The sequence below is a fragment of the Pseudoalteromonas agarivorans genome, from assembly GCF_024518735.1.
Lineage (GTDB): Bacteria > Pseudomonadota > Gammaproteobacteria > Enterobacterales > Alteromonadaceae > Pseudoalteromonas > Pseudoalteromonas atlantica.
Genome location: NZ_JANIGJ010000001.1, coordinates 286050 through 309985, shown reverse-complemented (window position 1 = coordinate 309985; position 23936 = coordinate 286050). Strand labels below are relative to the sequence as shown.

The 23936-nt window shown below is 40.9% G+C and carries 17 protein-coding genes; 6 read left to right on the top strand and 11 right to left on the bottom strand.

Annotated features, from left to right (window positions below; genetic code table 11):
- Nucleotides 1-54: 54 nt before the first annotated feature.
- Complete coding sequence (locus tag NQT65_RS01370; RefSeq protein WP_256850313.1) at nt 55-873, bottom strand: IolE/MocC family protein; 819 nt, start codon at nt 871-873, stop codon at nt 55-57.
- A gap of 104 nt (nt 874-977) precedes the next feature.
- Here NQT65_RS01370 and NQT65_RS01365 point away from each other — a divergent pair, with 104 nt between their 5' ends.
- Nucleotides 978-1826, top strand: coding sequence for a helix-turn-helix transcriptional regulator (locus tag NQT65_RS01365; protein WP_256850312.1), 849 nt, complete (start codon nt 978-980; stop codon nt 1824-1826).
- A gap of 9 nt (nt 1827-1835) precedes the next feature.
- Here the strand turns inward: NQT65_RS01365 and NQT65_RS01360 are convergent, their stop codons facing one another.
- The 10 genes from NQT65_RS01360 to NQT65_RS01315 all read right to left on the bottom strand — a co-directional run bounded on the left by NQT65_RS01360 (nt 1836) and on the right by NQT65_RS01315 (nt 14202).
- Entirely contained in the window at nt 1836-3110 is a 1275-nt protein-coding gene (locus tag NQT65_RS01360; protein WP_256850311.1) for an NAD(P)/FAD-dependent oxidoreductase, read from the bottom strand.
- Between the two features lie 13 nt (nt 3111-3123).
- Nucleotides 3124-3432: a 2Fe-2S iron-sulfur cluster-binding protein gene (locus NQT65_RS01355; protein ID WP_126007319.1), complete on the bottom strand. Its 309-nt coding sequence runs from the start codon at nt 3430-3432 to the stop codon at nt 3124-3126.
- A 56-nt stretch (nt 3433-3488) separates the two neighbouring features.
- Nucleotides 3489-4661, bottom strand: a complete 1173-nt coding sequence (locus NQT65_RS01350) for a cytochrome P450 (protein ID WP_256850310.1) — start codon at nt 4659-4661, stop codon at nt 3489-3491.
- 199 nt (nt 4662-4860) lie between these two features.
- The gene (gene aldA / locus NQT65_RS01345) at nt 4861-6309 is read right to left on the bottom strand and encodes an aldehyde dehydrogenase (protein ID WP_256850309.1); all 1449 of its coding nucleotides are present in this window, start codon (nt 6307-6309) and stop codon (nt 4861-4863) included.
- A gap of 3 nt (nt 6310-6312) precedes the next feature.
- Entirely contained in the window at nt 6313-7077 is a 765-nt protein-coding gene (locus NQT65_RS01340; RefSeq protein ID WP_126007325.1) for an SDR family oxidoreductase, read from the bottom strand.
- Between the two features lie 11 nt (nt 7078-7088).
- On the bottom strand, nt 7089-8111 hold the full coding sequence (locus NQT65_RS01335) for a zinc-dependent alcohol dehydrogenase (RefSeq protein WP_256850308.1): 1023 nt from the start codon (nt 8109-8111) through the stop codon (nt 7089-7091).
- Between the two features lie 9 nt (nt 8112-8120).
- Nucleotides 8121-9233, bottom strand: coding sequence for a mandelate racemase/muconate lactonizing enzyme family protein (locus NQT65_RS01330; protein ID WP_256850307.1), 1113 nt, complete (start codon nt 9231-9233; stop codon nt 8121-8123).
- A 192-nt stretch (nt 9234-9425) separates the two neighbouring features.
- Nucleotides 9426-10415 carry an SMP-30/gluconolactonase/LRE family protein gene (locus NQT65_RS01325; protein WP_256850306.1) on the bottom strand — a complete coding sequence of 330 codons (990 nt, stop codon included), beginning with the start codon at nt 10413-10415 and terminating at the stop codon, nt 9426-9428.
- The gene (locus NQT65_RS01320; RefSeq protein WP_256850305.1) at nt 10402-12723 is read right to left on the bottom strand and encodes an agarase; all 2322 of its coding nucleotides are present in this window, start codon (nt 12721-12723) and stop codon (nt 10402-10404) included. The genes NQT65_RS01325 and NQT65_RS01320 overlap by 14 nt, the downstream gene beginning before the upstream one ends.
- A gap of 141 nt (nt 12724-12864) precedes the next feature.
- Nucleotides 12865-14202 carry an RICIN domain-containing protein gene (locus NQT65_RS01315; protein ID WP_256850304.1) on the bottom strand — a complete coding sequence of 446 codons (1338 nt, stop codon included), beginning with the start codon at nt 14200-14202 and terminating at the stop codon, nt 12865-12867.
- 212 nt (nt 14203-14414) lie between these two features.
- On the opposite strand from NQT65_RS01315, the gene NQT65_RS01310 reads away from it, so the two are divergent.
- The 5 genes from NQT65_RS01310 (at nt 14415) to nirD (ending at nt 23936) form a co-directional block, all read left to right on the top strand.
- Nucleotides 14415-17585 carry an FG-GAP-like repeat-containing protein gene (locus NQT65_RS01310; RefSeq protein ID WP_256850303.1) on the top strand — a complete coding sequence of 1057 codons (3171 nt, stop codon included), beginning with the start codon at nt 14415-14417 and terminating at the stop codon, nt 17583-17585.
- Between the two features lie 461 nt (nt 17586-18046).
- Nucleotides 18047-19693, top strand: a complete 1647-nt coding sequence (locus tag NQT65_RS01305) for a sensor domain-containing diguanylate cyclase (RefSeq protein WP_256850302.1) — start codon at nt 18047-18049, stop codon at nt 19691-19693.
- A gap of 248 nt (nt 19694-19941) precedes the next feature.
- Nucleotides 19942-20598 carry a carbonic anhydrase gene (locus tag NQT65_RS01300; RefSeq protein ID WP_055255729.1) on the top strand — a complete coding sequence of 219 codons (657 nt, stop codon included), beginning with the start codon at nt 19942-19944 and terminating at the stop codon, nt 20596-20598.
- Between the two features lie 421 nt (nt 20599-21019).
- Nucleotides 21020-23596 (top strand): nitrite reductase large subunit NirB, encoded by a 2577-nt coding sequence (gene nirB, locus NQT65_RS01295; protein ID WP_256850301.1) that lies wholly within the window; start codon nt 21020-21022, stop codon nt 23594-23596.
- A complete protein-coding gene (gene nirD / locus NQT65_RS01290; protein WP_256850300.1) occupies nt 23583-23936 on the top strand; it encodes a nitrite reductase small subunit NirD in 354 nt (117 codons plus the stop codon). The genes nirB and nirD overlap by 14 nt, the downstream gene beginning before the upstream one ends.

The window sequence follows — 23936 nt, the reverse complement described above, 5'->3', positions numbered from 1 at the left end:
GCTGATATAACCGGCTTTTTTAAATTAAAGCCGGTTATAAAATATCCCCTCTAGTTACACAACCAAGTGCTGTTTTAGGTAATCTTTCATAGCAACATTCAGTTGCCATTGTTCAGTTATTGGTTTATTAGAATTGAGTTCATTCGGCATATAAGGCCAAGGACCAAACTCGGGGCAAATATAAAATGTTTGCTGACCTCGTGCTTTTGCTAAGTCGATAATCGTTTGCCACCATTGTACATACAGGTTTAATGTTTCACGCCATTGGCTACTAAAGGGATCATTTACTTGCGCGGATTGAGTATGCCCGACTCTTGCGTGAATATAGTAGCTCTGCCGTTGCGCTGCTAATAGGGCATCTTGTTGCTCTTCAAGCAAGCTTTCACTTACATTAGTCCAATGGGAGAAGTCAGCATTTAATTTTAGCTCTGGAAATTGTTGGAGGTAAGGCTCAGTAGCAAAAGCTGCATAGTTAAAGCGCCCTCTGTGAGTCTCGTGCGTAATGGTCACTGTTAAAGTACGTTCTAACGCTAACGCATCTTTTACTAATAAGCTGTTTTGCGCAAAACTATAAAAGTCTTTCCCTGTATGTGAATTTATAAACACAGGGTTAAGAGTAGCAAGAAAGCGTAGTCGCGCATTAAACCTAGCTCGGTACTGTGCAAACGATTCTGCTTTAGCGGCCAGCCACTGTTGAGCAACCACAACAAAATTATCTTCACGAGCCGCACGTTTAATGGTTGCAATAAACTCATCGTCATCAGGGAAGTTAATTTCAGCCCCATCAAAACCCGCAGCGAGTACGCGGGCAACAAACTGCTCTGCGGCTATTCCTTCACAACCCCAGTAAGGGCATAAAAACTTTAATTCCATATTTTCTCCTTCAGGGTATCTAATATTCAATTTGGCTTATCAGACATTGCAGCTTTTAATAAGGCGCGATACACTTTAACTAAGTTTTGTTAACAATAAACCATATGTCTAAGCCTGCAATCTATCGCGAGCCATTTACCATAAAGGATGGCTACGATTTTGAAATTCATCATGTCAGTTACTTGCAGCACGATGCTTATTCCTGTTTTATGCACTTTCATCAGGTCCATGAATTCATCTTTTTTGAGCGCATCGATGGCACTTATTTCTATCATCAGGGCGAGTCAAAGCTATCTGATTATGAGGCCGTATTTACACCAGCAATGGAAACCCATGACTTTGAGTTAAACCCGCGGTCTAAATCTTGGTATATAGTGCAATTTATGCCTGAGCAACTAAATGACCCGGCTTTAAACGAATTTACCGAGCTGCTTAAATCGGGTATGCATCTTAGTTTCTGTGTCGAAATACAACAAAGGCTGCACTGCTTATTAGCCTGGATGCTAAGCGAATACAACCAAAACCCTAAAAGCAAAACCTGTAAGCAGTTGTTTAATAGCCTTATAACACTCGTTTGCGAGTACGGTAAAAATGGCGCGGCAACGCTCAATAAACCGCGCTCTGGCTTAGCAAGCTTTAAAAAGTTAACGCCGATTATTGAACAATTGAAGACCCATAACGGTATTAATGTTTCGTTAGAGCAAGCCGCTGATATGTGTCATTTATCGCCGTCGTATTTTTCTCGGGTTTTTAAAAAGCACTTTCGTGTTCCCTACTCCGATTACCTTATTCAACATAAGTTATATAACGCTGCGCGATTATTGGGTCAAACTGATATATCAGTCACAGATATTGCTTATGATTTAGGCTTTTCCAGTCCTTCTTACTTCATTAAACAGTTTAAGTTTCACTTCAAAGTCACGCCGCTACAGTATCGTCAACAACTGCGCTAATAAGCGCAATTATGTGCTCTGTAATAAGGTTTTACTTAATGCTGTTGTGATGCTTAATAACGCCTTATTGACTGATAGCCCTTGTTTTATCGCTTGCGTCCCTAGTACATAAGCTTTGCTACTATTAACGGCTTCAACACATAACAAGGTGCCATCATGAAAATACCAAACAGAAAACTGCTCTGGTGTTTCTTTGTGAACTATTAGCTCATTATATCCATTTGCTAAGCCCACAATTTGTAACTTGTATTGATATTGATCAGACCAAAACCAAGGCACAGCCGCGGGCGTGTATTGTTGCTTAGCAATAAACATGGCCGCCGATTTGGCTTGATCAACCGCATTTTGGACTGATTCTAAACGGATCCATCGCTGATAAATTTTGCTAAAATGACGAGTACAATCACCGATAGCAAATATATCAGGATGGGATGTTTGGCAAGCCTCATTTACTTTAATTCCCTGCTCGGCCTCTATCCCTGCAGCACTTGCCAATTGGGTATTTAGCTTTACACCCACACCCACTAGAATAAAATCAGCGGGGTATTGACTGCCGTCGCTGCATACCACGATGTGTTTATTGCTTTGGTGTTTTATTTCGACTACATCCTTGCTGGTTTGTAAATTTACCCCTTTGCTTTGATGTAAATCAGTTAAAAAGTCAGACATCACCGCAGAGGTCACCCGGGATAATATTTTGTCTTGCTTTTCAATCACAGTGACATTGGCACCTAATGCAACAAATGACGATGCTGACTCAAGCCCAATATACCCGCCGCCAATAATAACGACTTGTTTATCGCGACTGTTATTAAGCGCAGCTTTTATCGCCTTTGTATCAGCAAAGGTTCGCATAGCAAAATACTGACGACTTCCTTGAGCATCAACAGTCTCATTTAAGCCTTTAATCGCAGGAATAAACGCCGAGCAGCCCGTGGCAATAACAAGTTTGTCAAAGGTAATTAACCGCCCACATGCTAATGTAATTGTTTTTGTTTCACTGTTGATGGCTGTAACCATTTGCCCTAAATACAGCGATAAATTGTTATCTTTATAAGCTTTTTCTGCTTTCAATGGGCTGGCAATTGTGTCACTTGCTTGCAAGGTTTTTTTTGATAACGGCGGTCTGTGATAAGGTAATTCAGGGTCGCTATCAATCAGTGTAATAGCGCCAAGCCAGCCCTGTTGGCGTAAATTAAACGCAAAGTTAACACCTGCGTGGCTGGCACCTATGACGACTACATTTAAATCAATGTCGTTTTGCTCTGTATTTATATGTTGCATAAGAATTTACCGATTAATTTGCCACCACAAATGTCATGCCATCTATGTCATCAGATACCTCAATTTGACAACATAACCGACTATACTCAGTCACGTTATCGTCAAGTTCGAGCATGTCGCTTTCAATTTCATCCGCGGCTCCTACTTTCGCAAAATCTTCAGGGGCAACATAAACATGACAGGTTGCACAAGAGCACACACCGCCACAATCACCATCAATGCCTGATACACCATTTGCCACCGCAAGTTCCATTAACGAACCACCGTTTCCTTCCACTGCAATTGCGCCATTGCTTTGGGTCATAAAAATTACTTTAGCCATGATTATTCCTCTACTTTTTACTGACACTTGCTACAGTGCGCTTTGTTATCGATTAATTATTTAGCGGTTAAACGAACGTGAAGACTGTTAAAGCCGACTTTTCTTGAAAATTCACCAAGCTGTTCAATATTTTCGTTGGCTTTAACTGTCTCTATGCTCGCAACTTTTTTAGCCAGAGATAACACCAATTGACGTAATATTTGTCGCGCATGAGTGGCTCCTAAACAGGTATGGTGACTAAAGCCAAAACTGACGTGGGGGTTTACTTTACGGTCAAAATCTACATGGTTTGGATTTTTAAAGATGTTTTCATCACGGTTTGCTGATGCCCAGCACAAAGAGATACGACTATCAGTTTTTATCGCATGCTCACAAACCTGTGTATCTTGTGTGGCTACTCGCCCCATATGCGTTAAGGGTGAAAAATAACGAAGTAGCTCCTCCACCGCACGATTAAGGATTTCTGGTTCATTGCAAATACGCTGTAAATCGCTACTGTGTTCGCTAAAGTAAGCCATTGAGTTGGTGATAGCATTGATCACGGTATCGCGGCCGCCTGCAAAAGTTAGGATCATAACCCCTTTGACTTGCTCCTTGGTCATGGTTTGACCATTAACCTTGGCTGCCAGTAATACTGAGTACAAATCATCACTAGGTTGCGCCACTGCTTTATCAATTTGTTGATCTATGTAGTCGTACAGAATGTTGGCTTTATCACCATCTAGATTACTGTCTTCACTGCGAAATACATGTGTTCCCCAATCAATCCACGTTTGTGCTGTATCCATTGGGGTATTAAGTAACAATGTCAGTGCCTTCGATTGCAGTGGCAGTGCAAATTCACTGACAATTTCAATCGTCTCGGTATTCAGAGCATGTTCAATAGTGTCATCTATGATTTGTTGTAAGCGCGCTTGGTATTGCTCTTCTAACGGGCGTTTGAACCACGGGTTTAGTAACTCACGAAAACCGCCATGCTCTGGTGGGTCAACTTCAAAGGGAATTTGCCGGGTTTCTCTAATTGCAACTTCAGAAGGGATAACAATGCGGCCAGGTTTGGCACCTGATTGAAACACGGTACAATTATGCGCGGCTTTTCTTACCTCTTTTAAACCTAATATCATCTTTACGGGATCATTTTGGTCATCCATTTGGCTTATGCCTGTTGCGGTACGTTGCCCTTTAAATGCATCGGCAAATTCACTCACCTTTGTGTTTTTTGTTGTCATGACTTAATACCTTCACCGTAAAATATAAATTTGATGAACCATACTAGTCCGTTATTTTTGCTCAAAATACACAACTAACGCTTAAAAATGGTAATTTCATGTCCTATTTGTTTTTTGTTAAAAAACACACAAGCACAAAAAAGCCGATGCACTGCATCGGCTTTAGGTGGGCAAATGTGAGAGAATCCACCTTGCCTAATTACTTCTCATTTAAATACACTGTTTTCTTCTCAAGGTATTGCTCTAACCCGTACTGGCCGTCTTCACCGCCCATACCGCTTAGTTTCCAACCATTGTGAAAACCTTGATGCTGCTCACCTAAACCACGGTTTACATACACTTCGCCTACTTCCATTTCAGCAATAGAGCGGTGAATGTAATCCAATGTTTTTGTGTATAAATAAGCTGATAGACCGTATTCACTGTCATTCGTGTATGCAATCGCTTCATCAATACTGTTGATTTTAATGATTGGCAGTACCGGTCCAAAGGTTTCTTCGTGCACTAAAATATTATCTTGGTCAACATCCACAAGTACCGTGGGTTCGTACCAGTTTCCGCCTTCAAATCCTGCCACCGTCGCGACTTTGCCGCCAGTGGCAAGTTTCGCGCCTTGAGCAATGCCTTTTTCAACAATTGAGTGAATATTATTAATTTCACTCTGGTTTACTTTAGGACCCATCTCTGATGTTGGATCCATCGGATCCCCCACTTTTAAGGCTTTAACCTTAGGGATGAACTTTTCAATAAAGCTGTCGTATACATCACTGTGCACATATAAACGCTCTGCACAGGTGCACACTTGACCACAGTTTGCAAAGCGTGCTGTAACAGCATCGTCAACAGCTTTATCTAGATCTGCATCTTCCATTACGATAAACGGTGCTTTGCCGCCAAGCTCAAGCATAACAGGAGTTAAATGCTTACCGCTGGCTTGATGAATAATTTGCCCTGCACGGGTACTTCCAGTCATGGTGATCAGTTTTGTCAGCGGGCTTTCACATAAATGTTGACCCACCACAGAGCCGGTACCATTAACAATGTTAAGTACGCCAGCAGGAACACCCGCTTGGTTAGCAATTTCACCGAGTTCCATGGTTGCTAATGGCGTTTCTTGCGTTGGCTTAATAACGATAGAGTTACCGGTAATTAATGCAGGGCCAATTTTACGACCTGCTAACGCCAGCGGAAAATTCCACGCTGTGATTGCCACAACCACACCACGTGGCACTTTATGAATATAGATTTTTTCGTTTTCGTGATCAGAAGGAATGATATCCCCTTTGATTGTTAAGGCATTATCACATGCATATTCAATAAACGTTGCTGTGACATTGGCTTCCATACGAGCCACATCAATCAGCTTGCCCTGCTCTTGTACTAATAACTCAGCTAGACGCTCATTATTATCACGAATACCTTGTGCAAAACGACGCAAAATTGTGGCACGTTCACGTGGCGTTTTTTGTGCCCATGCAGTTTGTGCAACCGTCGCTGTTTCAAGGGCTGTTTGTGCATCTTCAACACTGCCTTTAGGAATAACACCCACCTGCTCGCCGGTACTTGGCGAGAGCACGCTGATGGTGTCACTATTTGATGAGCTTACATACTCACCATTGATAAAGTTTACGTTATTTTTAATTGTCATTTTTTATCGTCCCATCCAGCCGCCATCAACTAGCAATACACTGCCGTTCATGTAGTTTGAGGCGTCTGATGCTAAAAATACAGTTGGCCCTTTAAAGTCATCCGGTGTTCCCCAACGACCTTGCGGAATACGCTCTAAAATCGAATTTGCACGCTCAGGGTCATTTCTGAGTGCTTCGGTATTATCTGTTGCAATGTAACCCGGTGCAATAGCGTTTACATTAACACCTTTACTCGCCCACTCATTGGCAAGTGCTTTAGTTAATTGACCTATTGCCCCTTTACTTGCCGCATAGCCAGGTACGGTGATCCCGCCCTGAAAGGTTAACAATGACGCAGTAAAGATAATTTTACCTTGGCCACGCGAGACCATTTCTTTTCCTAGTTCGCGACTTAAGATAAATTGTGAGTTTAAGTTAATCTCAATGATTTTATCCCAATATTCATCGCTATGCTCAACCGCTGGATCGCGCAAGATTGAGCCAGCGTTATTCACTAAAATATCTATTTTAGGGTGATCACTTTTCACTTGCTCAATAAAAGTATACAAGCTTTCTCGTGATGAAAAGTCACATTGATAAGCATGAAATAGCTGACCGCACTCCAAGACTTGGGTTTCAACATCTGAGCCAGACTTTGCTAAGCTTGCTGATACGCCGATGATATCGGCGCCCGCTTCTGCTAATGCCAGTGCCATTGCTTTACCAATACCACGACTACACCCTGTGACTAACGCTGTTTTACCTTTTAGGCTAAATTTATCTAACATAATTTGTTCCATTACTTAGTTTGGCAAGAGACAAGTGCTTTCATACCCGTTGGATTGTTATCCATACTGGCAAATGCAGAGCTAATATCAGCAAGTTCACTCACAGAAGTAATAAATGGTGCTAAGTCAATTTTGCCACTGTCTACCAAATCAATTGCCATTTCAAAGTCAGCGTCTTCGTATACACGTGCACCAACCAGCTCTAACTCACGCCAGAAAAACTGAAATAAATCGACCGGCGGTTTTTGTGAGTGGATAGCAACCATACAGATGCGGCCACGCACAGCTGCAATTTGGGTCATGGCTTCAACTGCTGGCTGCACACCAGATACTTCAAACACGACATCAGCGCCTTTCCCATTGCTCCATTTAGACACATATTCTTGTAAATCTTGTTCCAGTGGATTAATTGTTTCAATATCGTAGCGTGCCGAAAATTTACGTCGTTCGTTATTAACCTCTGAGATCAATACCTCTGCACCCACACTTTTTGCCACTAATGCGACAAGCTGACCAATTGGGCCACCCCCAATCACTACGGCTTTTTCGCCTGCTTTTAAACGAGAACGAGAAATATCGTGGCATGCAACCGATAACGGTTCAATTAGTGCACCCTGCTCAAGTGATACGTTATCTGGTAGTTTATGGATAGTGCGGGCTTTTACGGTCCATGAGTTTTGGAATGCGCCAACTGAATCAATCCCCATAAATTTAAGGTTATGGCACACGTGGCTATGGCCTGCATTACAAGCTGGGCAGTCACCACAATAATCAAGTGGACGTACAACAACACGATCACCTACTTGTAGGTTAGTAACATTACTGCCAAGCTCGGCGACAACACCTGAAATCTCATGTCCTATAGTGTGTGGTGGGTTTACACGTTGATCCATTACACCGTGGTAAATGTGCATGTCGGTACCACAAATACCAACAAAACCAACATCTAAACGAACTTCATCTGCTTGTGGCTTTATCGCTTGACCTGCAACGATACGAAACGATTTATTACCAATATATTCTGCTGCTTGCATAGTGATACCTTATGATTGTTTTACTAAATGTGGTTTAACTAATTGCGCGTCAAACTCTACGCCAGTACCGATAATATCTGGGGCGCAGGCTTTACCGTTATCATCAAGTTGTAACGGTCGCGTTGTGTATTCATCAATCGGGAACGAGTGAACTTCTAAAAACCCCGCATGAGGTTGTGAAGCCAGAAGCGATACATGTAATTCATGCATACCATGGCTACAAATAGGTAAGTTGTGGGTATAAGCTTGGCTTGCTACGTGCAGCCAGCCAGTGATACCGCCAATGTTAGAGGCATCAGGTTGTAAAAAGCCTAATTTGGCTTGATCAATTGCATAGCCAAATTCATGTAAAGTGTGCAGGTTTTCGCCCATCGCTAAAGGAATAGATGTCGCCTGTGCTATACGAGCAAAACCTTTGTAGTCATCAGGGATGGTTGGTTCTTCAAACCACGTAATATCAAATTTTTCAATCGCTTTGGCAAAACGAATTGCATGCTCTACGTTCATTGAGTAATTAGCATCGACCATTAACGTTCTATCATCACCAATCAACTGCCTGACAGCTTCAACACGAGCAACGTCTTCTTTATAGTCTGCTTTACCAACTTTAATTTTAACGGCGTTAAAGCCACGCTCTAGATAGCCTTGAATATTCGCCAGCAGCTTTTTTTGATCAAAATTAAGGTCGATTCCGCCAGCGTAGCACGCTGTTTTATCGCTATGACCACCAGCGACTTGCCACAGTGGTGCTGATAACCGCTTACATTTGATATCCCACAGCGCAATATCAACTGCAGAAATAGCAAAGCTTAATAAACCACCGCGACCAACATAATGCAGATCCCACTGTAATTTATCCCAAATTGACATAATGGCTGATGAGTCGGCGCCAATTAAGCCAGGTTTAATTTCATCATTTAATAATGAATAAATAGCACGGCCACCTTTGCCACCGGTGTAGGTATAACCCATGCCTTCATAGCCGTCGTTTGTCATGATGCGCACAGCAATCACTTCAAAATGGGTATGATCTCCATGTTTAGCATCACTTAACACCTCAGCCAGAGGAATTTGATAATACTCCACCTTTACGCTTTTTATTTTTAGTAATGAATTTCTCATCTAGCCACCAAATTAGTTTACATAATACTGTCTATTGTTAACAATCTACAACAATGCAAATTTATTGTAAAGGATATATAGTTAATAAAATGAAAATAACTTAACGCGGAAATTTGCTTTGAAGTAAAGCGCGAGCAAGTTAATCAACTGATTTGACTTGCTCGATGAGTTGTAATGGTGAACCTTACTAGCTTAATTCTTTAATGAGAGCGCCAGCAAGTGTTGATGTGCAGTGATATACACCCGATTTTGCTGAGCATTAAAGGCTAAATTGGCACTGATGTGAGGCAGCCTTACCCGTGCCAATAACGTGCCTTGTTCATCAAATAGCCAAAGTCCATTAGGCCCGGTTGCAAAAATAATCCCGCTAGCTGCGTGTATTTTTAAGCCATCTGGCAAACCATGACTATCTGATGTAACAGCAGGCAATTGATACAGTAACGTTTTATTTATTACCGTCCCGTCTTTATGCAATTTGTATTGATACCATGCAGGCTTTTGCGGATTGGATGCGGCTACATACAAGGTGCTTTCATCCTTTGATAACGCAATGCCATTTGGGTAAATCAGTGTCTTGTCTAAAAGCTGTAACTGCCCTGTCGTTGTTAGGCTATATACACCTTGAAAGTTTAGCTCTTTAGCGGGATCGTCCAATTGTTTGGCTAAACCATAAGGAGGGTCGGTAAAAAACAACTGGCCTTGGCGATTAAATACGCCGTCATTAGGGCTATTTAACCGCTGGCCTTTATATTTGCTAACAAGTTGTTGATAGTTTGCCTTAGCTGACGTTAATGGCGCGACCATTTTAACTACTTGACGTGAGCGCGATTGCAACAACACCAGCTCGTTCTGCTGATTCAGCAATAGACCATTTGAATAACCACTGTGTGCTAAATATAGCTGCACTCCTTCGCCTTCTTGATACCGATACACACGGTGCGTGGGAATATCTGAAAACAATAAGTACTGGCCATCATTCACCCACACAGGCCCTTCTAACCAATCAAAGCCTGATGCGAGTGTCTCAATCGCTGCATCTAAATCTAAAACCTGTAACGCTTTTTTATTGTATATCTCATACGGGCCTTGCTTTATAAGCGGCTTAACCTCGTGTTGCTCTGCATACACAGATAAGGTAATCACTAAAAATAAGCTAAAGGCCAAGTTTTTAGTTATCTTCATGACTAAACCTGCGTTGATATAGTTGCTGATTAACTTCTTTCGCGGCGTTGACAAGCGGCTGATACGGAATGTCTGCGACATTAACAAAGCCAACATTATAGTTTTCGCCATCATAAGCGCGCCCAGTTAACGGTGAATCTATGTATTGAAACCAATGTGCGCCAACAAAGTATGGGTTATCGATAACACTCTTCATGTATTGTTGATATTTAACGCCACGCTCATGTTGTGACTGAGTATGAATAAGGCCTGGGTTTAATAGCCCTGAATCTAACGCCCCATTATGAAACTCTCCAATAATACTGGGCTTATCAAGTGCGGCTAAAAAATCCCAAAAATCATCATTTAAGCCTTCACGGTAATAATTATAACTCATTACATCTGCGTACTCGCTCGCAGCTTGGCGAATTTCTGGTGTCATACCCCAATCAGCAAATCGCGCGCCCATGTATAGATGATTAGGCAAGTGCTTGGCTGTCGCTTGCTCAACAACGGCAAAGTATTGTTTTGCGTAGTGGTATAACATCACTGAAAAATCAGCTTGTACTGCCTCGTTGATATCTTGGATAACCACTCCTGAAGCAAATTCCTGCCAAGATGAAATATCAGTTTTCCAGTTTACATTTAATGCTGATATATCTTTGTACTTTTCTTTCATCAGTGACACAAATTCAGCTTTTGTCGGGCTTTGTTTTGCATTGACAGTTAATGTTTTAATCACTAAACCATATTGCGAATTAACTGAGCCCATCATGCCCCAGCTCTTTTCGTTATCTATAAATACACCAACACACCATGGATTATTTTTAACTTGCGCGGCTAGCGTTGCTAACGTCACATCAGCACGTTTAATAAAGGCGGGATCAAAGGGGTCTGGTAGTGGGCTCCAGTAATCGTTGCCACTGCTAACGGTTTTAAAGTTACCAATGATCCACGCATTCGCAAAATAGGGTATGCGGTCTTCTTGGTAAAAACCCTCATCAATCCAGTTACCGAACGAGGTAAAACCCCAAGTGAGCATACGGTCAATGGTGGTATCTCGCCATTTTTGCATCAATACCTGTTCGTTTTGGGTTTCATATTTGCGTTGTAAATTAGCTCTATAAAAACTGAATGTTTCGCCTTTTTTTAACGCACCACTGTGAACCTCACGACGATATCCATAATTATCTGCGAGCGGATCATCAACAGCGGGTAGCCAATTAAACATATTTGCTCTTAATTCTGAGCTAATATAACGTGATGCCCATGCCGATTTCGGCGCAGGGTTTAAACCAATCGAATCTTCAGGTGTTAAATCACCGGGCTCTCTTTGTACTATGTATTTTTGATCAAAATCGTAACCTGTAATGGTAGTGGTATTGGCTAAGCGTACATTGGCGATACCGGTTGAAAAAAATAAATAGCCTTGTGGGTCAACTAGGCTCCATTTTCCATTGTACTTTTCGGTCCTAAAGTAGCCTGTAGCCTGAAGTTTTGGCCCCTGCTGCCATCCACCAAACTTAGAGCGACCAGCTAAAGGGACTTTGCTAAGGTTGGCTTGCTCTTGTTTTGAAACTGCAATTAACTGCTCAGTTGAAGATACTTTATTGGCAAAATCACGCTTGGCGTTTTGGCCAAACTTATCCACTAAGCCTGCTAGGTACTCAGTATCAAAGTTTGTCGGTTTTATTAGCCTTACATTATCAATGAGTAAGTGTTTGTCTTCTAATAAGCCCTTTGTGCCAAAGCTCACTTTTGTTACTCGGCTGACATCAATATTTTTGGCACCACCTCGATACAATACCGGTGTGTAGCTGCTTTTCCAACTTGGAGGATTAGAGCGTATACCCGACTCTATATTTAAATCAGCGCCTTTTAATTCAATATAATAAGTATTAGTTGATTCGCTGGGTACCACTACACTACGGCTTTGTGCTTTGCCAGTTTTATCAATTGTTTTTATATATAACTGGGTAGACACTTTATCAGGGTTTTCAATATCTAAAGCAAAAACGAAATTACCTAAAGCTTGCCAATTCCAAGTTTGGTTATTTACAAATTCAATATCACTTTCGTGATGCGTTTTTGCAGCAAATGTAACCTTTAATTTATGGTTGCCTTGCTGTTCAATTAGACTTGTAGTGGCATTGTGGCTTTTTAAAAAAGGTTGGTAGTCAGCTTTTTCAAAATCCCACAGCATGTGTTCTTTTTGTGTAGTGTTACTAAGCTGTGTGCTTTGTTCTGGTTGATTATTAGTACAGCCGACAAGCCCAATGCCTAACAATAGAGCTATTGGGATATAAATGATTTTATGTGTGTGTTTCATAGCAAGCCTATTCTTTTATTATTAAAGAACCGCTTTTGTAAAAAAGCGGTTAGGTACTATGTTGAATAATTACACAACACAAAATAAATAACAATTAATTGTTAACAATTTAAATTAGTGTAAAAAACTTTACTAATCGTATTATTCAATAAGTTGAAAACGTTGATTGTCGCCGTTATAACACTGCCACTGTACAATATCAGCACCATTTGTTTGCAGTTTACCTGCGATATCTACACATTTATTACTTAAACTTGATTTAAGCTCAAAGTAGCCGTCACCCGTGCTATTGAGAGTAAAGCGTTGACTGGTTTTTGCATGATCACAAACCCACTGCTCCAACTTAGCGCCATTACTTGTACTGGCGTTTTCAATCTGCATGCACAAACCACTTAACTGCGAGCTAATTGCATATTCATTATTACTTAACTCAACAAGGTTAAATTGTTGGTTAGTATTATCAGAGCCACAACCCCACTGCTGATAATAAGAGCCATTACTCATAGCGCCAGCTGTTATATCAATACACTTTTGACTATGCTTAGCTTTGATCTGTACACCATTACTAACACTGTTTGTATTGGACGCATTAACAGGTTTATAAACTCGCACCCAATCGACATACATTTTATTTTTACTACCGTCAGCCAAATCGGCATCTGTAGCAATATTTCCCGCCTCTGAACGCCAATCGTGATCTTCTGTATCAATAATAATATAAGCGGATTGATCCATATTATGTGTGTTCTTGTTTAACGTCGCACCGGTATAGTCTTTATCTTTCATCACCACCTGCGCCCATGAACCATCAGGCGTTTGCTGGCCATCAATGTAAAATGTGACTTCTGTTGGGCTTTTCCAATACACGCCAAAACGATGAAAACCTTCACGCCAATACGTTCCCCAACTAGGCGTATTATGCGTTTGATCATTGTAATCACTAATTATTTGGTTAGATTGTTGATCACGAATAAACACATGAAAGTTCGTCGACATATTTTTAGCAAACCAATCATCACGTGCCCCACCGTATACCTCGAGCACATCTATCTCTCGTTCGTCATTGTCACTTAGCAGCCAAAAATTTGAAGATAATTCCAGATTACTTACCTTAATGTTTGCCTCTAAAAAGATTGGAAAGCTAACTTTTGTTTTCGAGGTGATCACCCCTGCATTAACTTTATCTGTACCAGCACGACGCGAAGCACTAATTATAAGGTTGCCGTCTGAAACCCATGACTCATCTTGCTGCCAATAGGTCAAACCTGGACCTGTCCAACTATTAAAGTAAGTATCATTCCATTTACTGGTAAATGCAGCAGGTTTACCTGTGTAATTAAATGAGTCTGAGTATGTTTCTTGTAGCTGCCAGACTTTGCCATCACCGGGAGTAACCGGTAAAGGAATTGAGTCCCAATCATTTGCAAACAAGTTGGTAGTAGTGAGTAAACAGCCGATAAACAATGTTGTTTTGTTCATTTTTGCCTCTTTAAATTAATGTTGTCATTTTGGTCACACACTGTGACCAATACAGACTAGTACAAATAAGAAACAAAATAAACACATTGTTAACAAAATACTTTCTACAATACCCAAACCAAGTTATGCTCAACTTTGCACCAGGACGTGTTTTACTTATTTATTACACGCGCCTCAATCCGAAATTAAATAACAATAATGCAAGGGATCTTATGGTATTCAATAATTTAATGATCACAGAAAAACTGCGGTTTATAATGCTTATTTTAAGCGCGTTACTGATAACGGGGTGCAACGGTACGAAAAATACTGTCAAAATAACCTCTCCTCAAGCTTTAACGACTAGCCTTATTAAAACAACTAAGCCACTGCACATTGACTACCTAGTAACGGGTAGTTTGCTTAAGCAATTAAACTTAACCATCACTAATCCTAGCAATTATGTCACCTTAGATTTGTATGCAAACGATGTTTTATTATTTGAGAACCTCAACATAGCTCGCACTGGTAAACACACGTTTAATGCATTAGTGGAGTTTCCTCAACATGGTGACACTATCCTCACCCTCAAAGTCAACAATACCGATATCACGGTTCACAGTGTCTCATTTACTGATATTGCAGGTTTAACATTACCCACCTATAGAGACATTACCCAAGCGGCAGGACTTGATAGCGTGAACTCAATTAAATACGGTGGGCCGACCATAGCTGACTTAGATAACGATGGTGATTATGATTTTATCGTAAATAATCATAACCAAGAAAGCAGTAAACTTTATTGGAACAATGGTGATGGAACCGTAACAAAACATGATAAAAACTTAGCCCGTTGGTTTATGCATGATTTACACGGCACCGCAGTAGGTGATTATGACAATGACGGCGATCTTGATTTAGTGGTAACACAAGGTGGCGGTAATGGCAAAAATCCCTCTAAAGCTAACTTTTATACTAATAACAATGGCACCTTGGTGCTAACAACTGGTGATGTCAATATTGATAAAGGCGGCCGTGGACGCGGCGCAAAGTGGTCTGATATGGATTTAGATGGCGATTTAGATTTAATACTTATAAATGAAGCCAGCTTAGCAGGCACTAAACCACAACATTATTTTTATGAAAAAACCGGAAAAAATGGTTTTGTTCGTAAAAGAGTAAAAGGTATTGAAGATCAACACCCCTCGCGCGCACTAATAACCGATATAAATAATGATCACATAGACGATATAATTCTGTATGGGCCTTTATCTGTATGGCAAGGTAATGGTGATTTTACTTATACAAATGTTACCTCGCAGTTTCCAAAAATTACTGATACTCATAGCATCATGGCCGTGACTGATATTGATATAGATAACGACGGCGATCTTGATTTATACCTAGCGAGGGGGAAAGAGTTTGAAGCCGGCAAAGGTGAGGCACCGTTTGTTGATCACAACCCCCTTGATAAAACATTTTCAATTAAGCCCCGAGGTTACAAGGGCATCGATAAATTTACCTTTACTGCTGACAATCAAATAAAGCTTCATAACTACTATTTTTTGGCCCAGGGCGCATTTAGGGGCAAAGACTACCCTATATTTTTAGGTCACAAAAAAACACCGGTTATGCTTAAAAGTGGTGAAGAACTGACATTTACTAAAGAGCAGGCACAAGGCATTACAGATGATATGTCAGAAAATGGGGTTTATTTTGGCCATATTGGTAACGGCCAATGGCAAGCTGTATTGGTACGTAATGATGATATTTTTTGGGGTTATAAATTCAGCCTTAAAGGAGTTGATAACGTGCAAACCGCGTTTACCCCTGAAAACCGCAACATGGCAGATATATTATTACGTAATGATAATGGCACTTTCACTGACGTATCTAAGCAATGGAATATCCCTTTAGGGGGTAATTCAATGGGAGTAACACGCGGTGACTTTAATAATGATACACACCAAGATTTGTTTATTTATCGTTGGGGAGATATTGAAAAACGCATTGCGGATTTGATGTTAGTTAATGATGGTAATGGACAGTTTCATGCTGTTACAGCACATGGAGCAAATGCATCGGGCGATCGTGGCAACGGTGATATGGGCCAGGCTTTTGATTTTGATTTAGATGGCGACATTGATCTTCTTAACGGGAGTGAAGGCGGCCAGTGGTATTTATATGCAAATAGCCAAAACAAAGCATCTGAAAATAATTATGTACTTATTAACGTTGGCTACTCACCAAAAAATCATATTGATGCTACATCGGCATTAGTAACCGTTGAAACCGCCAGACAAACCTTTCATAAACGGGTTGGCTCAGCGGGTGCTGTATTTTCACAAAGCTTACTTAACACTGTTCATTTTGGTCTAGCTAAAGAAAATACCATCAAAAAAATAACCGTAAGATGGCGAAATGGTGAAACCGTCGAGTTTAGTGATAAAGTCCCGAACAAAGTGTACTCAACATCTCGCCTTGATCCCACTGCTATTACTTTAAAAGCCGCTCATGAGAGTATTCGCGCTGGCACAAAAATGACATTAATACCGCAATTTTTACCCAAGCAAAGTAATCAAGCATTACACTGGTCGTCATCTAATGAAGCTATATTAACTGTAAACCAAGCTGGCCAAGTAAAAGCCGTGGGTAAACCCACTGAGTATGCGACCATTCGTGTCACCAGCAAAGCTAACCAATTAGTTGCTGAGAAAATCCTGCATATTAGCGAGTTTGTACCTGCCCCACTTAGACATATCTCAATTACTGCTGATCATAATAACGCTAAAAGCTCACTACCCCATGAATTGTTTGTTGGCCAATCGTTACAGCTTAGCGCCAAGCTAACACCTGATATAGCTGATAACCAACAAATTACATGGCAAAGTAGTAAGCCTGCGATTGCCTTTATAAATGACAAGGGGCAAGTAAAAGCTTTAGAGTCTGGCACAGTAACCCTATCAGCGATTGGCGGCCGTAACAATCAAGTAATGGGTAGTCATACACTTGTAATTAAGCCCGTGATCAAACCATATATAACCATTACCAACAAATCAGCGTTAAACAGCTTAACGGTCGATGATGATATAACGGTTCGTGTTGATTACCATGCGGGTAGCAATAACCAGGTTATAGCCTCAGATGAAGGTGGAATTCGTTTTTGGCTAAGGCACTTCAAATCAAAGTGGATCCCAGTAAAAGATACCGTGCTAACAGATAAAAGCGTTTTAAATACGCAATCTGGACAAGCTTCAATGACTTTTTCCCTTGATGGAGTAACCCCAAGCGCAGAACTTCCTGAAGGACATTTTTACTTATTGCGTGCTTCGTTTGTATCCAGTGATGGCACAATGAACGATGTTAATATTTATCCTTTGAATATTAGCGAATCCCATCACTGACTATAACAACTAAAACACATTATGTTCAGTGCTGTAGCCTTTAAAACACTGAACATGATTTATAAGAAATATATATAGGCGGGTAAATTGCAAAGGGCGCCTGATTTATCGCATAGTTTGCTCTTTAGAAAACTAATTGTATTACTGAACCCTTCCACAAAAAATTTCTTAATAAGTAGTTAAATCGAAAAGTATTTTTCCCACTAAAAGTAATTAAAATATTATCTGTACGACTTCAACTCAGTTGGTTAGCGCACTACCCACCTTAAATCCTAACTAATACTACAAACACCCGCGGTGCTTATAAATTCGTTTAAACTAAAACGCCCTCGTATTACTTATTTATTAATGCAGTTTGTTATTTAAAGCCAAATTAAGCCATTACTTAAAGGTGATAACTTTGTTTAATTTATATACTATTTGTTTACAATTTGATTATAATCGCTTAGTGGGTTTTTAAAGTGAGTTTAGGTATGGCGCGGGTTGGTATATTAACAGTATTCTTTTTCTGTGCTTTGTTTAGCCCGCTAGCATATGCTTATACACTTAATAACAACATTACCCTAGAGGATGATAACCTGTGGCGCCCTGTCACAGCATTCAATGCGCCTCCTTCTGCACAGCAAGTAATTACATCTTATAAAAACGCTAGTGAAACGAGTAACCTGCTCGGTAAAAGTGGCGCTGTAGTAACAAAAATTGCACTAAATAGCCCCACCACTGGAGATTGGTATGTGCTGCCGCAAGCCAATTTTATCGACGTTGGTTTAGCCTATTGGCAAACCGAACAGGGGGATATAGTTAAGCTTGCTGATTTTTCGCAGTCACACGTTAATCAACCAGCTATTTTAATGCATGGACAAGCATTTAAATTGCCCTTCTATGCGCCAAGCAGTGGCTATTTATGGATATATTTAGAAGCCAAACACTATCCAACGCCGGTTGATTTAAGTATTTTAAGCGAAGGTGCATTTTTGCATCATCAGTTTTATATAAATTCATTAAGCCTTATTGCTATTTCTGCCATGCTTACTGTAGCAATGATGGCCTTTGTAATGTTTTTAAGAGTAAAGCAAAAAGTGGCCTTGTTTTGTGCTGGGTATGTCGGTTTGCACGGTCTTGGCTGGGCGTTTGCTTCGGGCGCTGTAAATACAATTTATGCCAGCCCCTCTTTTAATAAACATTACTTAGGTATTTATTTATTTGCCTTTGCTGTGAGTTGCGCAGCAGCATTTACCTACTACCTGTTTAATTTCGATAAAGAAAAAGCCAATAAGCTTGGGAGTGCTTTAAAATACTTTACTGTTAGCGCATTTTTATGCGGTATCTGCAGCCTATTTATGCCCTTTTATTTAGTGTTTTATATCGCGCACTTTTTAGCAGCCGTATGGGTTATTCTTAGCTTAACCACCGGGTTTGCCATGCTTAGCCTGAACGATTTTAGAGCCAAGTATTTTTTGTTTGGAAATATGCTCTATAGCCTGTCATTAGTAGTATTCGTTGCATTTCATTTTGATTTAATAAATGCGACCTCATCAGAAATACTTGTGCTGCTAGCCTTAGCAATAGATTGTGTGTGTATTGTGCTGTCTTTGTCTGAGTGGCTAAAGTTAAAACAGCACGAATTTAGTACCTTGTTACATGAATCTCGCTTTGACCCTCTAACCCAAGTAGGCAACCGACTACTATTAAATGATGAGCTGATTAAACTTGCACATAGTGCTTACATCATTGTGTTTATAGATTGTGATGGAATAAAAAAAATAAACGATGCGCTTGGGCACGCCAAAGGTGATGCGTTTTTAATTAATGCAGCAAAATTAATGACACAGCATCTAGCGCAAGACGGCACCGTATTTAGAACCGGGGGCGATGAATTTATTTGGTTATGTAAAGTCAAAAACAAATCACACCTTCCCCAACTAAAAACCACACTTACTCAAAAGCTCACCGCATTACATCGCACTATTCAACAGCAATGGCCCCAATCTGGTATTAGTTATGGCATAGCATCTAGCGATGAGTGCCAAAGCCATACTGAGTGTTTAACCTTAGCGGATCAGCGCATGTATAACTTAAAATCAGCCCATAAACTTAAAGCAAGTTAAGCTACTAACCTCCTCAACCACCTTTTTCGCCACTTACCGCCTTTTATTTTACTCGAAGCCTCTGCTAGGTACGCTCATGTATACGCTAATCACTGCATGCACGTGTGTCGCCCTTTGTTCGCGAGTATGAAATTTATTAAACAGTGTAATAGTACAAAACAAACAAGAACAAAGTTATAATGGCGCTAATTTGTCAGGCGAATAAAGCTATAAATAACACGATTAAATTACACCAATAGGAGTTGTACATGGAACATATTATTTCGGGCGTGGCTAAGTTTCAAAAAGAAGTTTACCCATCAAAAAAAGCAGCGTTTCAAAAACTAGCCAATGGTCAAAACCCAGAAGTGTTATTTATCACCTGTGCCGACTCGCGTATCGACCCTAACCTAGTGACTCAAACTGAACCCGGTGAATTATTTATTTGTCGTAACGCGGGCAATATTATCCCGCCACATAGTAATCAAACCGGCGGTATGACAGCCTCAATTGAATTTGCGGTGGCTGCACTGGGCGTATCGCACATTATTATTTGTGGACACTCGGATTGTGGCGCAATGAAAGGCGCTATAAATACTGAAGGTTTATCAAGCTTACCGCACGTTAAAGAGTGGCTTGGCCACAGCCGCGTAGCAACTGAAGTTGTAAAAGAAAAATGCGGTTGCGCAGAGTTAAACAATAACGACCACCTAGGCTTAGTAATTGAAGAAAACGTAGTACAACAACTACAGCATATAAAAACACACCCTGCTGTGGCTGCAAAAATTGCAACTGGTCAAGTTAAGCTACACGGCTGGGTATATGATATAGAATCTGCAGAAATTAAAACCTACGATGAAGCAACGGGCAGCTTTAAACCTGTTGAAGATACCGATGTAGAAACCCTAGCAAAACAAAGCAAGTAAAGCCGCTTTACAGAATTAATGTGCTTACTGTTATTTTTATCTCAAAATAACAGTAAGCGCATTTTTATTTATAGCCTAAACGCTTACCCCTCGTTATTAGTTAACGGCACAAATGCACTTTTGCTGACTAAACACAACATTGTAGCCTCATTATGTGCACTCCCATAGTGCTAGCACCGCACCAAAACAACTCAAATATGCGTAAGTAAAACCTTTTAAAAGTAATGTAGCTATTAAAAAACAAATACTTATAAAAATGGCCGTGTTTTTGCTTATATGATAACCATACCGTTCGTTATTAAAACGACACACATTTAGGTTGTTATGACCACAGGCAAAGAAGCCCGCTCGCAGTTGCATTAATTTGTAACTGTGGCGGGCTTTTTTGTTTTTAAATTAAACCGTCATTGAGGGGATACCAATGCAAACACCAACAAAAATACTCATTATTGGTAATGGGATGGTTGGGCACCATTTTGTAGAGCAAATGCGCCAAAGCGACGCTAACGCGCACATTACCGTACTGTGTGGAGAAGCAAATTTAGCTTATGACCGTGTTTACTTATCCAGCGTGTTTGATGGTAAAACAGCCGCCGATTTAGCCCTAACCACCTTTGATAATTATCAGCAGTTAAATATAAATGTGCATACTAACCAGTGGGTTAATGAAATAGATAAAACAAACAAGGTAGTTAGCACTCAAACCGGTGATAAATTTAATTACGATAAACTTATTTTAGCAACAGGGTCGTACCCGTTTGTGCCGCCAATAAAAGGGAATGACCAACCCCATTGCTTGGTTTACCGTACCCTAGAAGATTTAGAGCAAATAAAAGCAAGCGCTGCACAAAGTAAAAGTGGCGTAGTGATAGGTGGCGGCTTGTTAGGGCTTGAAGCAGCCAATGCAATTAAGCAACTTGGGCTTGATACTCATGTAGTTGAGTTTGCACCCCAACTTATGGCGGTACAACTTGATGAACAAGGTGGTACGCTGTTAAAAAACAAAATTGAAAAATTGGGCGTAAGCGTGCATACCGCTAAAGCCACCAGCGAAATAGTAAAAGGCGAAACGAGCCGTTACAGATTAAATTTTTCAGATGACACGTTTTTAGAAACCGACTTAATTTTGTTCTCGGCCGGTATTCGCCCATACGATGAGCTTGGCAAAGTAGCCGAACTTGAATTAGGACAACGTGGCGGCATTGTAATTAATAACCAATGCCAAACATCAAACCCAGATATATATGCTATTGGCGAATGTGCCTTGTGGGACAAAAAGCTTTTTGGCTTAGTTGCTCCGGGATATAACATGGCTCGCGTGGTTGCAAGTCAACTTACAGGCGGCGAACTTGAGTTTTTAGGCGCCGATATGAGCACAAAATTAAAACTACTCGGGGTAGAGGTAGGCTCAATTGGCGATGCCCACGCTAAAACTCCCGATTGCAAAGAGCTAGTTTATCAAGATCCTATTCGTGATTGTTATAAAAAAATTATTTTAAATGAGGCAGGCAACAAGTTATTAGGCGCAGTGCTTGTTGGCGATACTAGCGATTACGACACACTGTTGCAGTACATGTTAAACGACATGGAATTACCCGCACACCCTGAGTGCCTCATTTTACCTGATAGCGAAGGAGCACCTGTTTTAGCGGGAAATGCCCTGCCCGATACTGCCACTATTTGTTCGTGTCACAATGTAAGCAAAGGCGACATTGTGGGTGCAATTGATGGCGGCTCATGCGATTTACCTGCAGTTAAAGCTTGTACCAAAGCCGCCAGCGGCTGCGGGGGCTGTGCCGCATTATTAAAATCGGTAGTCGACAGTGAACTTCAAAGCCGTGGGGTTGAAGTTAACAACCATGTGTGTGAACACTTTGCTTTTTCGCGCCAAGAGTTACTGCATTTAGTAAAAGTAGAAAGCATTAAAACTTTTGATGATTTGCTCGCTAAACATGGCAGCGGTCATCACGGCTGTGAAATATGCAAACCTGCAGTGGCCTCTATTTTAGCTTCAACGTGGAATGAGTTTATTTTAGAGCCCGCTCATGTTGGCCTGCAAGACACCAACGACACTTACCTTGCAAATATGCAAAAAGATGGCTCTTACTCTGTCGTTCCCCGTATAGCGGGTGGCGAAATTACCCCCGACAAACTTATTGTTATTGGTCAAGTTGCCAAAGACTTTAACCTGTATTGTAAAGTCACAGGTGGGCAGCGTATCGACTTATTTGGCGCACGCCTTGAAGAGCTCCCTATTATTTGGGAAAGACTTATTGCAGCCGGTTTTGAAACCGGTCACGCTTATGGTAAATCGCTCAGAACCGTTAAATCATGTGTTGGCAGTACGTGGTGTCGCTATGGCGTACAAGACAGTGTTGGCCACGCGATTGCGATTGAAAACCGCTACAAAGGTTTACGCGCCCCGCATAAATTTAAAATGGCCGTATCGGGTTGTACTCGCGAGTGCGCTGAGGCACAAAGCAAAGATATAGGCGTAATAGCAACCGAAAATGGCTGGAACTTATACGTATGTGGAAATGGCGGTATGCGCCCGCGCCATGCTGATTTATTTGCTACCGATTTAGATACCGAAACACTCATTAAATACATTGACCGCGTGATCATGTTTTACATTAAAACCGCCGATAAACTGCAGCGCACCTCAGTGTGGATGGAAAATTTAGAAGGCGGGTTAGATTATTTAAAAAGCGTAGTAATAGACGACAGCCTAGGTATTTGCCATGAGCTTGAAACGCAAATGGCGCTTATAACTAAAACTTACGCCTGCGAATGGAAAAAAGCAGTGGAAAGTCCAGAGGCCTCAAAACGGTTCCGCCAATTTATTAATAGCCCAGATGCCGATAGCAATATTTTATTTGTACAAGAGCGCAACCAAATTCGTCCCGCCACTGAGTCTGAAAAACGTAACCAGCAAAATTCGACAAACCGTATCCCCGTAATGGAAATTGAGCAGGAGCAAGCTGATGTATTGGCATAAAATTGGAACAACCGACGACCTAGTTGCTAATAGTGGCGTATGCGCATTAGTAAACAACCAGCAAGTGGCCATATTTTATGTTCCACAAAATAGTGAGCCTGTGTTAGCCATTAGCAACTACGACCCGATAGGCAAAGCCAATGTACTATCGCGCGGCATTATTGGCTCTATTGATGAAAAATTAGTAGTGGCCTCCCCTTTGTATAAGCAACATTTTTGTTTAAATACCGGCGAGTGCCTAGAAGCAGAGGCAATACAGCTCCCCGTATTTGAAGCCAAAATAGACAATGGCAATGTCTTTGTTAGCGCTGAGCCGAAAGCCATTACAGCGTTAGCATAA

Coding starts and splice junctions, on each gene's coding strand:
- NQT65_RS01365 (WP_256850312.1), top strand. CDS start 978: ATGTCTAAGCCTGCAATCTATCGCGAGCCATTTACCATAAAGGATGGC.
- NQT65_RS01355 (WP_126007319.1), bottom strand. CDS start 3,432: ATGGCTAAAGTAATTTTTATGACCCAAAGCAATGGCGCAATTGCAGTG.
- NQT65_RS01310 (WP_256850303.1), top strand. CDS start 14,415: ATGGTATTCAATAATTTAATGATCACAGAAAAACTGCGGTTTATAATG.
- NQT65_RS01360 (WP_256850311.1), bottom strand. CDS start 3,110: ATGCAACATATAAATACAGAGCAAAACGACATTGATTTAAATGTAGTC.
- NQT65_RS01340 (WP_126007325.1), bottom strand. CDS start 7,077: ATGTTAGATAAATTTAGCCTAAAAGGTAAAACAGCGTTAGTCACAGGG.
- nirB (WP_256850301.1), top strand. CDS start 21,020: ATGCAAACACCAACAAAAATACTCATTATTGGTAATGGGATGGTTGGG.
- NQT65_RS01335 (WP_256850308.1), bottom strand. CDS start 8,111: ATGCAAGCAGCAGAATATATTGGTAATAAATCGTTTCGTATCGTTGCA.
- NQT65_RS01370 (WP_256850313.1), bottom strand. CDS start 873: ATGGAATTAAAGTTTTTATGCCCTTACTGGGGTTGTGAAGGAATAGCC.
- NQT65_RS01325 (WP_256850306.1), bottom strand. CDS start 10,415: ATGAAGATAACTAAAAACTTGGCCTTTAGCTTATTTTTAGTGATTACC.
- NQT65_RS01320 (WP_256850305.1), bottom strand. CDS start 12,723: ATGAAACACACACATAAAATCATTTATATCCCAATAGCTCTATTGTTA.
- NQT65_RS01315 (WP_256850304.1), bottom strand. CDS start 14,202: ATGAACAAAACAACATTGTTTATCGGCTGTTTACTCACTACTACCAAC.
- NQT65_RS01350 (WP_256850310.1), bottom strand. CDS start 4,661: ATGACAACAAAAAACACAAAGGTGAGTGAATTTGCCGATGCATTTAAA.
- NQT65_RS01330 (WP_256850307.1), bottom strand. CDS start 9,233: ATGAGAAATTCATTACTAAAAATAAAAAGCGTAAAGGTGGAGTATTAT.
- NQT65_RS01300 (WP_055255729.1), top strand. CDS start 19,942: ATGGAACATATTATTTCGGGCGTGGCTAAGTTTCAAAAAGAAGTTTAC.
- aldA (WP_256850309.1), bottom strand. CDS start 6,309: ATGACAATTAAAAATAACGTAAACTTTATCAATGGTGAGTATGTAAGC.
- nirD (WP_256850300.1), top strand. CDS start 23,583: ATGTATTGGCATAAAATTGGAACAACCGACGACCTAGTTGCTAATAGT.